Below are 12,463 nucleotides of genomic sequence, written 5' to 3'. Positions count from 1 at the left end.
ACCGGGTCACTTCCCGTTGAGCAGCGAGGTCATCTCCTGCGCGGCCGCGGTGGTCGCGTCGTCGACGCTCTCCTTGCCGGACAGGATCGCCTGCATCATGACGCTCGTCGTCTTCTTCGCCTGGACGGCGCCGAAGTTCGGCGAGACGGGGACGGACGCGCCGCCGTCGACGAACTGCTTCGCGAACGGCGCGACGAGCGGGTCCGTGCTCTTCGTCGCCTTGTCGAGCAGCGACGTCTGGCCCGGGAAGTAGCCCGACTGGTCGGCCCACTGCTGCGCGAACTTGCCGGTCGTCATGAGCTTGATGAAGTCCCAGGCCAGGTCCTTGTCCTTGGCCGTGTTGAACATGCTCAGGTGCGAGCCGCCGAGCACGGACGGCGCGATCCCGCCGGTCTCGCCCGGGATGGGCACGGCCGCGAACTTGCCCTTCATCTCCGGGTTCTTCTCGGTGATGGCCGCCGGGGTCCACGAGCCCATGACCGCCATGCCGACGTCGCCGTTCGCGAACGCGTCGAGGACGTCGGTCTCCTTCCACGTGGTCGCGCCCGCGGACGACAGCTTGTCCTGCGTCGCCAGGCCGGTCCAGAACGAGATGCCCTTGCGCGCCTCGGCGCTGTCGAGGCCGGACGTCCACTGGCCGCCCGACTGCGTGGCGACCTGGCCCCCCGCACCCCAGACCCACGGGTACACCGTGAACTCGGCGTCGCCCGGGACCGCGACGCCCGACATCTTCGGGTTCGCCTTCTTGATCGCCTGCGCGTCGGCCTGCAGCTCCGCCCAGGTGGTCGGCGCCTTGAGGCCGAGCTTGTCGAACAGGTCGCTGCGGTAGACCAGCGAGCGCACGCCCGCGTACCAGGGCATGCCGTAGAGCTTGTCGTTGTACGTGCCCGCGTCGACGAGGCCCTTGACGAGGTCGTCGCCCAGTCCGTCCTTCTTCACGTAGTCGTCGAGCGGGGCGAGCGCGCCGGCGTCCGCGAACTCGGGCGTCCAGGTGGTGCCCGTCTCGGCGACGTCCGGGGTGGTGCCGCCGGCGATCGCGGTGACGAACCGGTCGTGGGCGTCGGCCCACTCGACGTACTCGACCTTGAGGGTCGCGCCCGTCTCCTCCTTGAACGCCTTGGCGACGTCCGCGAAGAACGGCTCGGAGTCCGGGTTGGTGCCCTTCATGATCCAGACGTCGAGCGTCTTGCCCTTGCCCGAGCCCGAGCCCGAGTCGTCGTCCGAGCCGCCCGAGCAGGCGGCGAGCGTGAGCGTCAGGACCGTCGCCGCGGCGGCGAGCGGGTAGAACTTCGATCTCCTCATGAGAGCTCCTCGTCCGTGTCGTGTTCAGCCTCGTTGCTGGGACGCCCCCTCCGCGTCTGGGAGTAACTCTCATACATTGACCCCGCGATGAAAAGTGCTTTCACGCGGTGGTGACCAGATCGTGACATGCCTGTCATCTTGGCCGCCCTCCCCGGACCTGTCAGAAGCTCGTGAGCCTCGGGCCTCACCACGTTCTGACAGCGCTCGAGGGCGGAACGCGCGAAGGGCCCCGGTCCCACCTCCGAGGAGGCGGGGCCGGGGCCCTCGTTGCCAGGCCTGCGCCGGGCGGCAGTGCGCCCGACGACGGCGCGTCAGTCCGCGGTCGCGCTCAGCGTGCCCGTGGGCGGGAGGTCGCGCGGATGGACCCCGGTCGGCGCGTCGAGCGCTGCGCTCGCGCCCACCGACACCGGGCCACGCTCGTGCTCGGCCTTCGGGACGCCACGGAACGTGAACTCCCCGAGGATCCCCTCGCCGACCGCGTCGACCAGGACGACCTGGCCGGACGTGAGCTCGCCGAACAGGATCTTCTCGGACAGCGCGTCCTCGATCTCCCGCTGGATCGCGCGACGCAGCGGCCGCGCGCCGAGCACCGGGTCGTAGCCCTTCTCGGAGAGCAGGGTCTTCGCCGCGGGCGTGAGCTCGATGCCCATGTCCTTGTCGTGCAGGCGCCGGTCGAGCTTCGCGACCTCGAGGTCCACGATGGCGACGATCTCCGACTGCGTGAGCTGCGGGAAGACGATCGTGTCGTCCACGCGGTTCAGGAACTCGGGACGGAAGTGCGTCTTGAGCTCCTCGTTGACCTTGGCCTTCATGCGCTCGTAGCTCGTCGTGGTGTCGTTGCCGGTGTTGAAGCCGGTCTGGAGACCCTTGGCGATGTCACGGGTGCCGAGGTTCGTGGTCATGATGATCACGGTGTTCTTGAAGTCGACCACGCGGCCCTGCGAGTCGGTCAGGCGACCGTCCTCGAGGATCTGCAGGAGCGAGTTGAAGATGTCCGGGTGCGCCTTCTCGACCTCGTCGAACAGCACGACCGAGAACGGCTTGCGCCGGACCTTCTCGGTGAGCTGGCCGCCCTCGTCGTACCCGACGTAGCCGGGGGGCGAGCCGAACAGCCGCGAGACCGTGTGCTTCTCCGAGAACTCGGACATGTCGAGCTGGATGAGCGCGTCCTCGTCCCCGAAGAGGAACTCGGCGAGCGCCTTGGCGAGCTCGGTCTTCCCGACGCCGGTCGGGCCGGCGAAGATGAACGACCCACCCGGGCGCTTCGGGTCCTTGAGCCCGGCACGCGTGCGGCGGATGGCCTGCGACAGCGCCTTGATGGCGATGTCCTGGCCGACGATCCGCTTGTGCAGCTCGTCCTCCATGTGGAGCAGGCGGCTGGACTCCTCCTCGGTGAGCCGGACGACGGGGATGCCCGTCGACATGGCCAGCACCTCGGCGATGAGCTCCTCGTCGACCTCGGCGATGACGTCGAGGTCGCCCGACTTCCAGGCCTTCTCCTTGTCCTGGCGCTGCTGCGTGAGCTGCTTCTCGGTGTCGCGCAGGCGCGCGGCCTTCTCGAAGTCCTGCTCGTCGATCGCCGACTCCTTGTCGCGGCGCGCCCCGGCGATCTGCTCGTCGAGGTCACGCAGCTCCGGCGGCGCCGTCATGCGGCGGATGCGCAGGCGCGCGCCCGCCTCGTCGACGAGGTCGATCGCCTTGTCCGGGAGGTAGCGGTCGTTGATGTACCGGTCGGCCAGCGTGGCGGCCGCGACGAGCGCGCCGTCCGTGATGGACACCCGGTGGTGCGCCTCGTACTGGTCGCGCAGGCCACGGAGGATCTCGATGGCGTGCACGAGCGACGGCTCGGCGACCTGGATCGGCTGGAAGCGGCGCTCCAGCGCCGGGTCCTTCTCGACGTACTTGCGGTACTCGTCGAGCGTCGTCGCGCCGATGGTCTGCAGCTCGCCGCGGGCCAGCATCGGCTTGAGGATGCTGGCGGCGTCGATCGCGCCCTCGGCGGCACCGGCACCCACGAGGGTGTGGATCTCGTCGATGAACAGGATGATGTCGCCGCGCGTGCGGATCTCCTTGAGGACCTTCTTCAGGCGCTCCTCGAAGTCGCCGCGGTAGCGGCTGCCGGCCACGAGGGCCCCGAGGTCCAGCGTGTAGAGCTGCTTGTCCTTCAGGGTCTCCGGGACGTCGCCGCGCACGATGTCCTGGGCGAGGCCCTCGACGATCGCCGTCTTGCCGACGCCGGGCTCGCCGATGAGGACAGGGTTGTTCTTGGTGCGGCGGGACAGCACCTGCATGACCCGCTCGATCTCCTTCTCGCGCCCGATCACCGGGTCGAGCTTGGAGTCGCGTGCGGCCTGCGTGAGGTTGCGGCCGAACTGGTCGAGCACGGCCGAGCCGGACGGCTGGCCCTCGGCGGGGCCGCCGGCGGTCGCGGGCTCCTTGCCCTGGTAGCCGGACAGGAGCTGGATGACCTGCTGGCGCACGCGGTTGAGGTCGGCGCCCATCTTGGTGAGCACCTGGGCGGCGACGCCCTCACCCTCGCGGATGAGGCCGAGCAGGATGTGCTCGGTGCCGATGTAGTTGTGGCCGAGCTGCAGCGCCTCGCGCAGCGAGAGCTCGAGGACCTTCTTGGCGCGCGGCGTGAACGGGATGTGACCCGTCGGGGCCTGCTGGCCCTCGCCGATGATCTCGATGACCTGGGCGCGCACGCCGTCGAGGGAGATGTCGAGCGACTCCAGCGCCTTGGCGGCGACGCCCTCTCCCTCGTGGATGAGCCCGAGCAGGATGTGCTCGGTCCCGATGTAGTTGTGGTTCAGCATCCGCGCCTCTTCTTGGGCGAGGACGACCACCCGACGGGCTCGGTCGGTGAAACGTTCGAACATGTGCTGCTCCTCACGAGCGGCGTGTGCCTGCGCGCTACAGGCCTGACCGCTTCGACTCTAGTGGGGTCCAACCGCCGCCACGCCGCGGATCTGCCCGTGTTCGCCCCTGGCGTGACGATCGGCGTCGTCCTGCACGACGACGCGGCCTGGGGAACGATGGAACCGACCGACGGACGGAGCGAGTCATGGGTGGTCTGGTGGTCGGGGTCGACGGGTCGGCCCAGTCGGACGGGGCACTGGACTGGGCCCTGCGCGAGGCGGCCCGGCGGGACACGACGCTGGTCGCGGTCCACGCGTGGGTGCAGAGCTGGGACGACGGCGCCCGGGGCGTGCACCCCGACGGTGCCGAGGAGCTCTTCGCCGCCCGCCAGACCTACGTCCGGTCGCTCCTCGACGCCGCGGTGCAGCGGGGCCGGGACGCGGGCCACGTGGTCGGCGACCCGGACCGCGTGACGGCCCGCCAGGTGCACGGGTGGCCGGCGGAGGTGCTCCTCGCGCTCGGCACGGAGACGGACGCCGAGATGCTCGTGGTCGGGCGCAGCGGGCTCGGCCGGTTCGGGCGGTTCCTGCTGGGCTCGGTCTCGAGCTCGGTGGTGCAGCACGCGCACGTCCCGGTGACCGTCGTCGCGCACGAGGGCGCGCCCGTGCCCCTGCCCGAGCCCCCGGCGGGCGGGACGACGGACGACGGGCCGCGCGTCGTCGTCGGCGTGGACGGCTCGGACGTGTCGCTCGCCGCGCTGCGCGAGGCGGCGGCCGCGGCCGAGCGCGTGGGCGGTGTCCTCGAGCCGGTGTACTGCTGGCAGATCACGACGATCTCGCCCCTGCCCGAGGCGTGGGGCTGGGTGCCCCCGGTCGACGACTACGACCGCTGGGCGCACACCAGGCTCGCCGAGACGGTCCGCGACGCGCGGCTGGACCTCCCCGCGGACCGGGTGCGCCCCGTCGTCGTGCACGCCCCTCCCGCACCGGGACTCCTCGGCGTGGCCGCCGGGGCCGAGCGGCTCGTCGTCGGCGCTCGGGGGCTCGGCGGCTTCGAGCGGCTCGTGCTCGGGTCGGTGAGCCGTCAGGTGCTCGAGGCGGCGCCCTGCCCGGTGACCGTCGTCCGCGGCTGACGACCGCCGGGTGAGGTTCCGTCCGACGGCCACGGCGCGCCGGCCGCGGCCCTTAGAGTGGCGGCCATGCCGAGCGACCCGCCCGACGCCCCCGGCGACCCCGACCCGGCGTCGGAGCTCCACCCGGTCCCCGCGCACGGGCGCGCCAGGCCGAGGCGCCGGCACGTGGGGCGCTGGGTCGCGCTCGGGATCACGGTCGCCGTCGTGGCGGTGGCGGTCGCGGTCGGGCTGGCCGTCAGGGGCGGCCTGGAGGCGCGCGACGCGCTGACCTCCGCGCTCGACGACGTCCCCGCCGTCGAGCAGGCGCTCACCGGCGGCGACACGCAGGCCGCGCAGCATGCGCTGACCCAGGTTCAGGAGAAGACGGCGAAGGCCCGGCGCGGCACGAGCGGGCCCGTCTGGGCGGTGGCGGGCTCGCTGCCCGGGATCGGCACGGACGCCGAGGCGTTCCGGACGGCCACGCGCTCCGTCGACGACCTCGCCCAGGACGTGCTGCCGCCGCTCGTCGAGGCGTCGGGCGTCGTCGACCTGGCGGGGCTGCGCGCGAAGGACGGCGGCGTCGACCTCGGGCCCCTCGAGCGGGCGGCCCCGCTCGTCGCTCGGTCCGCCGCGGCACTGGTGCCCGTCGAGCGGGACCTGGACGCGCTCGACCCCTCGTCCCTGCGGCCGCAGCTCGGCGACCCGGTCGCAAGCCTGCAGGACAAGGTGCGCACGCTCGGCTCGACGGTCACCACCGCCCACCGCGCCACCGCGCTGCTGCCGTCGATGCTCGGCGCGGACGGCACACGCACCTATCTGCTCCTGTCGCTCAACAACGCCGAGCTGCGCTCGTCGGGCGGGATCCCCGGCTCCATCACGGTGCTGCGCGCCAAGGCCGGGAAGGTCACGGTCGTCGGGCATGCGTCGTCGGCGGACCTGGGCCCCTGGGCGAGGCCCGTGGTCGACCTCGGCAAGGACGCCACCGACGTGTTCGGGACGCAGCCCGCCCGCTACCCGCAGGACACGACGATGCTCGCGGACTTCCCCGACACCGGCCGCACCATGGCCGCGATGTGGAAGAAGGCGGGGCACGGGTCCGTCGACGGCGTGCTCGCGACCGACCCCGTCGCGCTCTCGCACCTGCTCGGAGCGACCGGACCGGTCACGGTGAAGGCCCCGGCGACGGGCGGCGGGACCACCGACGTCGAGCTCACGTCCGACAACGCGGTGGACGTGCTGCTCTCGCAGGTCTACGCGGCGATCGCCGACCCGGCCGAGCAGGACGCGTTCTTCTCCGCGGCCGCCGGCGCCGTGTTCGACACGCTCCTGCACGGCGACGTCCCGGCGTCCGACCTCCAGCACGCGCTGACCGCGTCCGCCGACGAGCGCCGCCTCCTCGTGTGGTCCGCGCACGACCGCGAGCAGGCCCTCCTCGCGGGCACCGAGCTGAGCGGGGCGCTGACCTCGACGCCGCGCGGCGGCGCGGCGGTGGCGGTGCTCCTCAACGACGGGACGTCCGGGAAGATGGGCTACTACCTGCGGACGAGCACGCGGCTCACGTCGTCGCAGTGCGTCGCCGGCTCGTCGGGCACCCGGCGCGACGTCTACACGGTGACGCTCCGGTCCGAGGCCCCGAAGGACGCGAAGGAGTCCCTGCCGAGCTACGTGACGGGCGAGGCCGCCGGGATCGACCTCAAGCCCGGCACGATCCGGACCAACGTCGCCGTGTACACGCCGCAGGGGGTGGGGGCGCCGGTGATCGAGCGCGGCACGCAGACCGTCGGCGGCGACACCCACGACGTCGCCGGCCGCACCGCGACCCAGCTCACGGTCGACCTCGCGCCCGGACGGACCGCCACCCTCCGGGTCACGCTCCTCACCCCCCGAGCGGGCGCCGGGAGCCTCGAGCTGTGGACCACACCGACGACGACGGCCGGCGGCCTGGCGGTCGTCGATCCGGCGTCCTGCACGGGCTGAGGGCAGGATTCCGGCGCCCCGGGCGACGGACCGGCGGGAGCCCGGTAACGAATCGGCATCGACACGCGGGATCACCCCCGGTTCACCCGCCTGACCTGCAGTTGCGTCGTCCTTCCGTGAGTAGTATCAGGCCCACGAGCGAGGGCTCACCGAGGTGGTGCCGCCGTCGGCCGTCACACGTCCCGCTTCACGTCGCCCGTGAACCATCCGCCGTGAACCTACGAGAAGAGTTCGTCATGGTGTCAGCCCGCACATGGCGTCGCGGGGCCGCGGCCGCCGCGCTGGTCCTCCCCCTCACGCTGGTCGCCGCCTCGGCCGCGTCCGCCGCCGACCCGACCCCGACGCCGACGCCCACCGACGGGTACGGCGCACCGCACCAGCCGTCCGTGGGGCTCGCCGTGAAGTCGCCCGAGTGCGACGGGAACGTCCCCTACCTGCGCTACGCCGTCGACGTGTCGAAGGACCCGTCCGCGACGGCGGTCGACCTCACCTGGACGTCGCTCGACGGCTCGCACTCGCAGACGCAGAAGAACCTCCCGGTCTCCGGCAAGGTCCTGTGGCTCGGCGCCGAGGAGTCGGGCGGCCAGCCGACCGCCTGGCCCGGCTGGGTCTTCAAGGACGGCACGTGGGAGGAGGGCGGCCCGTACACCTGGGTGCGGCCCGACGTGAAGGTCACCTTCACCGTGCACGACGCCGACTACACCGGGGTCGCCACGACCGCCCGGGCCCACGTCAGCGACGGCGTGTACCGGACCGGGACGGCGAAGACCGTCACTGCGGCGCTCGCGCTCCCGGCCGTCAACGCCGTCTCCAGCGTCGTCAGCTACCCGCCGGCGACGACCGCGTGCGCCAACCCGGCCAACGTGCCGGGCCCGTCGAGCTCGCCCAGCACGTCGGTCGAGCCGACGTCCGGGACGACGACGGCCGGCGTGGTCCCCGGCGAGACGCCGGCGTCCCGCTCGGACGCCCGCTCCGGCCTCGCCGAGACCGGCGCGAACGTGCTCCCGTTCGCCGGCGCGGCGGCCGCGCTCCTGCTCATCGGCGGCGGCCTCCTCCTCGCCGGACGCCGGCGCCGCAAGGCAGCGCTCTGACGCCCTGAGCCGCGGGACCTCACCCCCCTGAGAGCCCCGTGAAGGCGCGACGACCCCCCACGGCGTCGCGCGGAGGGCCCCGGTCACCCCCGTGACCGGGGCCCTCGTCGCCTGGGTGGTGGGTCAGACGTCGACGACGAGGGTGAACGGGCCGTCGTTGACCAGCGCGACGTCCATCATCGCGCCGAACCGGCCCGTCTCGACGTGCACCCCGGCGGCCCGCAGCCCCGCGACGACCGCGTCGACGAGCGGCTCCGCCACGGGCCCGGGCGCGGCCGCGACCCAGGACGGGCGCCGCCCTTTGCGCGTGTCGCCGTACAGCGTGAACTGGCTGACCACGAGGACCGGTGCGCCGGCGTCCAGCACCGAGCGCTCGTCGCGCAGGATCCGCAGCCCGGCGACCTTGCGGGCGAGGGTCGCGGAGGCCTCCGGCGTGTCGTCGTGGGTCACGCCGACGAGCACCAGCAGGCCGGGCTCCTCGATCGCGCCGACGACCTCGCCGTCGACGGTCACGCTCGCCCGGGAGACGCGCTGGACGACCGCCCTCACGCCCGGTCCCCGCCGACGACGGCACGCACCTCGCCCACGCCGACCCCGCCGCCCTCGACGGCGACCGGCGGCAGCAGCGGCAGCACGAGACCGTCGGGGCCGGGTCCGGGACCGATCCCGAGGGCCCGCAGGGCGGCGTCGAGCACGGCGTGCACGGGGCGCTTGGAGCCGTCGGCGACCTTGAACGCGAGCGCGCGCCCGTCGGGGGCGGCGAGCGCGAACACGCCGTCGGCGCCGTCCTTCGCGATCAGCCCGTCGACGGCCTGCATGAGGACGGTCGCGTCCCGGCCGCTGCCCGACACCATGTGCGGGTGCTGGCTCATGGCGCGGGCGATCCGGGCCTCGGGCGACAGCGGGTCGCGGCGACCGGCGCCGCCGATGCGGGCGAAGGCCCGGGCCAGCCCCGCGACGGTCGTCGAGAACAGGGGCGCGCCGCAGCCGTCGACGGTCGCGTGCGCGGCGCCGGGCTCCTCGTCCGCCCCGCCCTCGGCGTCGGGTCGGGCCGCGGTCAGCTCGCGCACCGTCGCGGCGACCGCCTGCTGCAGCGGGTGCTCGGGGTCGAGGTACGTGCCCGTGTCCCAGCCGTTGACGCGGCAGGTGACGAGCATGGCGGCGTGCTTGCCCGAGCAGTTCTGGGTCAGGTGGGTCGGACCGTGCCCGGCGAGCTCCCACTCCAGCGCGACGGCCGGGTCGAGCGGCAGCGCCGGGGCGTTGCGCAGGGCCGACTCGTCGAGACCGGCGAGCCCGAGGAGCTCGTGGACGCCGTCGCGGTGGACGGCGTCGCCGGCGTGGCTCGCGCACGCGAGCGCGAGCAGGCGGTCGGGCACGTCGAGACCGGCGCGCACCATGGCGAGCGCCTGCACCGGCTTGAGGGAGGACCGCGGCCAGAACGTGACGGCAGGGTCGCCCGCCTCGAGCACGGTGCGGCCGGCGGCGTCGAACGCGACCAGGTGCCCCGCGTGCACCGACTCGACGAGGTCTCCGCGGATCACCTCGGCGAGCGGCGCGGCGGGCGAGGCGGACATGGTGCGCGCCGTCCGACCCATCGGGGTCACCACCCGCCCGACGACGGCCGACGCGGACCGGACCCGCCGCCGCTCCGGCGGGAGTACGGCTGCAGCTTGGGCCGCACGTCGGCGAGGTAGACCAGGGCCGGGGTCACGAGGAGCAGCGAGTAGAAGCTCCCGCCGAGCGCGTAGGTGAGCAGCGCCGCGACGAGCAGGATGAGCAGCCAGATCGGCTTCTTGAGCTTGTTCTCGGCGAGGTAGGCGTGCGCGGGCCGGATCCCGGCGTCGATCAGCGCGAAGACCTGCACGAGGAACGACGCGAGGACGAGGAGCAGGAGCACGACGCTCTGGCTGGTGCTGAACACCCTCCGAGCGTAGGGGACGCCGCCCACCCGGGGCACCGACCCGCGGCGGGTCGCGGGCTCAGGATCCCCCGGCCGCGCGCCGCGACGCCGCGCGCGGGGCGTGCCGCTCGTGCGCGGCGTACCGGCCGGGCAGCACCGTGAGCCCTTCGGCCTCCGCCGCGGCGGCGACGTGCTCGTCCCAGACGGCGACGACGACGTCCGGCGCGAGCAGCAGCGCGGACGCGAGGTGCACGGCGTCCCCTCCGCGCAACGGGTGGACCGTCACGAGCTCGGCGGCCCGGTCGGCGACGGCGCGCGTCATCTCGACGAGGTACAGCGAGGGCCAGAGGTGGGACCACGCGTCGAGGGCGGCCGCGTGCTCGTCGTCGGACAGGAGGCCACGCCGCGCGCCCGCGGCGAGCACCGCCCGGAGCTCGACGTCGCTGGTGCGGCTGGTCGCGACGATCGGCGCGCGGTTCCACAGCGCGGCGGCGAGCTCGCTCCCCGGCTCGCGCCGCACCAGCCGGACGAGCGCGCTCGTGTCGAGGTAGGCGGTCGTCATGCCGGCGTCACCGGCCGCTCACCGGCCCTCACCGACGCAACCGCCGGACGAGGCCAGACACGGCGTTCTGGCCGCGCGCGACGGGAGCCGGCAGGCTCGGCCGCTCCTCCTCGGGCGCCGTGAGGAGCCCGTCCCGGAGCAGCCCGGCCACCAGGTCGGAGCCGTCGATGCCGGAGAGGCGGGCGACGGGCACCCCGCGGTCGGTGACGACGACCTCCTCCCCCGCCTTGGCGTGGTCGAGCCACGTCTTGAGCTCGGCGCGGAGCGCGCTCACGGAGACCTCCATGTCCGGGACCGTACACCCCGACGCCTGCCAGGTGTACAGCGACGCCCCGACCACCCGCGACCCGTCAGAACGTGGCACGGCCATAGGGTCGCCAGGTTCTGACACGTGCGGGAGCGCCCGGGCTTGTCAGAACCTCGACCGGGCATACCCCGCTCAGGTTCTGGCAGGTCCCGGGCCCCTCGTGCGGGCACCTCAGAGCGGCGGGAGCGCGTCGCGCGCCGCGGCCGGGTCCTCGCCGGCCGCCTCGAGCGCGTCGACGACGGCCGACCGCACGAGCAGTGCGAGCGACGCGACCTCCCAGTCGTCGGGCGCGAGCTCCCGCGGATCCAGCAGCGCCGCAGCGACCCGGAGCCCGTCGCGGGCGCGCGCCGGGTCCCGCCCCTCGCCCACCGCGGCCGACAGGTCGCGCACCGCCACCGCGAACCGGGAGACGACGTCGGCCAGCCCGGTCGTGTCGTGGTCGCCGGCCAGCGCGGCGGTCCGGCGCGCCAGCACGCGGACCGTGCGCATGACCCGGTCGGTGAGCACCGCCTGCTCGGCGGACCGGTCGATCACCGTGATGTGCCGGCGTCCCTGGGCGTTCACGCGGGCCAGCTCACGCGCGTCGGACGCGGACGTGTGCCAGATCTCGAGCGCCGGCTCGGCCGCGCGGCCGCGAGCGAGCGCCGCGCGCGCCTCGTCGGCCCGCCCGTGCGCGAGCGCGCCCGCGAGCATCGTCAGCGTGTCGGCGAGCGCGGCGATCGCCTCCCGGCCCAGCAGGGCGAGGCGGCGCCGCGGGTCGCGCGGCCACAGCATCGCGACGACGAGCGCGATCGCCCCGCCGACCAGCGCGTCGACGAGCCGGCTCACCGGACCGCCCGTGCCCGACGGCGGCAGCAGGACGATCACGACCGCCTGGACCCCGGCCTGGGTGGTGAGCAGGATCCCCGCGTCGACGAACCGCGCGACCAGCGCCGACACGACGAGCACCACGGCGACCTGCCACGCGCCCGACCCGATCACGTGGACGATCGCGTCGCCGATCCCGACGCCCAGCGCGACCCCGATCGCGAGCTCGAGCACCCGGCGGATCTGCCGGTCGGGCGCGAAGCCCAGGCAGACCCAGGCGGCGACGGGAGCGAAGAACGGGAACGGGTGCCCGAAGAGCTGGTGGGCCACGAAGTACGCGAGCCCGGCCGCGAGCGCCGACACGGCGATCGGCACGAACGACGTGCGCACGCGGGCCACGCCCTGGCGCGCGCGTGCGCGGCCGGTGAGGATCCGCAGGCGCCGCCAGGTGTCGGCGGCGACGACGCGCGCCTGCGTCACGCCGTCGTGCGGGCCGCCGGGGCGCGCACCCGGGCCGGGCTGCGGGCGGGCGTCGTCGGGCATGGGG

11 protein-coding genes are annotated in these 12,463 nt (G+C 74.0%); 3 read left to right on the top strand and 8 right to left on the bottom strand.

Translation table 11 applies throughout. The annotated features are described in order from the left end of the window. Positions 1 to 6: 6 nt before the first annotated feature. Together ACLQ14_RS11580 and ACLQ14_RS11575 are read right to left on the bottom strand one after the other, a co-directional pair. Positions 7 to 1,302: a sugar ABC transporter substrate-binding protein gene (locus ACLQ14_RS11580; protein WP_425813083.1), complete on the bottom strand. Its 1,296-nt coding sequence runs from the start codon at positions 1,300 to 1,302 to the stop codon at positions 7 to 9. 311 nt (positions 1,303 to 1,613) lie between these two features. Beyond that, positions 1,614 to 4,181 carry an ATP-dependent Clp protease ATP-binding subunit gene (locus ACLQ14_RS11575; RefSeq protein WP_425813081.1) on the bottom strand — a complete coding sequence of 856 codons (2,568 nt, stop codon included), beginning with the start codon at positions 4,179 to 4,181 and terminating at the stop codon, positions 1,614 to 1,616. Between the two features lie 185 nt (positions 4,182 to 4,366). Between ACLQ14_RS11575 and ACLQ14_RS11570 the strand changes: the two genes are divergently transcribed. From ACLQ14_RS11570 to ACLQ14_RS11560, 3 genes are all read left to right on the top strand, one after another. Further along, positions 4,367 to 5,293, top strand: coding sequence for a universal stress protein (locus ACLQ14_RS11570; protein WP_425813079.1), 927 nt, complete (start codon positions 4,367 to 4,369; stop codon positions 5,291 to 5,293). A 66-nt stretch (positions 5,294 to 5,359) separates the two neighbouring features. After that, a complete protein-coding gene (locus tag ACLQ14_RS11565; RefSeq protein ID WP_425813078.1) occupies positions 5,360 to 7,249 on the top strand; it encodes a DUF4012 domain-containing protein in 1,890 nt (629 codons plus the stop codon). Positions 7,250 to 7,485: 236 nt separating this feature from the next. Next, positions 7,486 to 8,340, top strand: a complete 855-nt coding sequence (locus tag ACLQ14_RS11560; protein WP_425813077.1) for an LPXTG cell wall anchor domain-containing protein — start codon at positions 7,486 to 7,488, stop codon at positions 8,338 to 8,340. Between the two features lie 123 nt (positions 8,341 to 8,463). On the opposite strand, the gene dtd is transcribed toward ACLQ14_RS11560, so the two are convergent. The 6 genes from dtd to ACLQ14_RS11530 all read right to left on the bottom strand — a co-directional run bounded on the left by dtd (position 8,464) and on the right by ACLQ14_RS11530 (position 12,459). After that, complete coding sequence (gene dtd, locus ACLQ14_RS11555) at positions 8,464 to 8,889, bottom strand: D-aminoacyl-tRNA deacylase (protein WP_425813076.1); 426 nt, start codon at positions 8,887 to 8,889, stop codon at positions 8,464 to 8,466. After that, the gene (locus ACLQ14_RS11550; protein WP_425813075.1) at positions 8,886 to 9,914 is read right to left on the bottom strand and encodes an asparaginase; all 1,029 of its coding nucleotides are present in this window, start codon (positions 9,912 to 9,914) and stop codon (positions 8,886 to 8,888) included. The genes dtd and ACLQ14_RS11550 overlap by 4 nt, the downstream gene beginning before the upstream one ends. 26 nt (positions 9,915 to 9,940) lie before the next feature. After that, positions 9,941 to 10,261 carry a DUF2516 family protein gene (locus ACLQ14_RS11545; protein WP_425813074.1) on the bottom strand — a complete coding sequence of 107 codons (321 nt, stop codon included), beginning with the start codon at positions 10,259 to 10,261 and terminating at the stop codon, positions 9,941 to 9,943. 58 nt (positions 10,262 to 10,319) lie between these two features. Continuing rightward, a complete protein-coding gene (locus ACLQ14_RS11540; protein ID WP_425813072.1) occupies positions 10,320 to 10,802 on the bottom strand; it encodes a type II toxin-antitoxin system VapC family toxin in 483 nt (160 codons plus the stop codon). A 28-nt stretch (positions 10,803 to 10,830) separates the two neighbouring features. After that, positions 10,831 to 11,166 (bottom strand): type II toxin-antitoxin system Phd/YefM family antitoxin, encoded by a 336-nt coding sequence (locus ACLQ14_RS11535; RefSeq protein WP_425813070.1) that lies wholly within the window; start codon positions 11,164 to 11,166, stop codon positions 10,831 to 10,833. A 114-nt stretch (positions 11,167 to 11,280) separates the two neighbouring features. Next, on the bottom strand, positions 11,281 to 12,459 hold the full coding sequence (locus tag ACLQ14_RS11530; protein WP_425813068.1) for an FUSC family protein: 1,179 nt from the start codon (positions 12,457 to 12,459) through the stop codon (positions 11,281 to 11,283). Between the last annotated feature and the right edge of the window lie 4 nt (positions 12,460 to 12,463).

Source organism: Luteimicrobium sp. DT211 (genome assembly GCF_049844995.1).
Lineage (GTDB): Bacteria > Actinomycetota > Actinomycetes > Actinomycetales > Cellulomonadaceae > Luteimicrobium.
Note: the sequence above shows the minus strand (reverse complement) of the source record. Positions and strands in the feature narration are given on the sequence as shown.

What these genes read in the sequence shown, in the direction of transcription:
- ACLQ14_RS11580 (WP_425813083.1), bottom strand. Translation starts at nt 1,302, where the DNA reads ATGAGGAGATCGAAGTTCTACCCGCTCGCCGCCGCGGCGACGGTCCTG.
- ACLQ14_RS11530 (WP_425813068.1), bottom strand. Translation starts at nt 12,459, where the DNA reads ATGCCCGACGACGCCCGCCCGCAGCCCGGCCCGGGTGCGCGCCCCGGC.
- ACLQ14_RS11540 (WP_425813072.1), bottom strand. Translation starts at nt 10,802, where the DNA reads ATGACGACCGCCTACCTCGACACGAGCGCGCTCGTCCGGCTGGTGCGG.
- ACLQ14_RS11575 (WP_425813081.1), bottom strand. Translation starts at nt 4,181, where the DNA reads ATGTTCGAACGTTTCACCGACCGAGCCCGTCGGGTGGTCGTCCTCGCC.
- ACLQ14_RS11570 (WP_425813079.1), top strand. Translation starts at nt 4,367, where the DNA reads ATGGGTGGTCTGGTGGTCGGGGTCGACGGGTCGGCCCAGTCGGACGGG.
- ACLQ14_RS11550 (WP_425813075.1), bottom strand. Translation starts at nt 9,914, where the DNA reads ATGTCCGCCTCGCCCGCCGCGCCGCTCGCCGAGGTGATCCGCGGAGAC.
- ACLQ14_RS11560 (WP_425813077.1), top strand. Translation starts at nt 7,486, where the DNA reads ATGGTGTCAGCCCGCACATGGCGTCGCGGGGCCGCGGCCGCCGCGCTG.
- ACLQ14_RS11565 (WP_425813078.1), top strand. Translation starts at nt 5,360, where the DNA reads ATGCCGAGCGACCCGCCCGACGCCCCCGGCGACCCCGACCCGGCGTCG.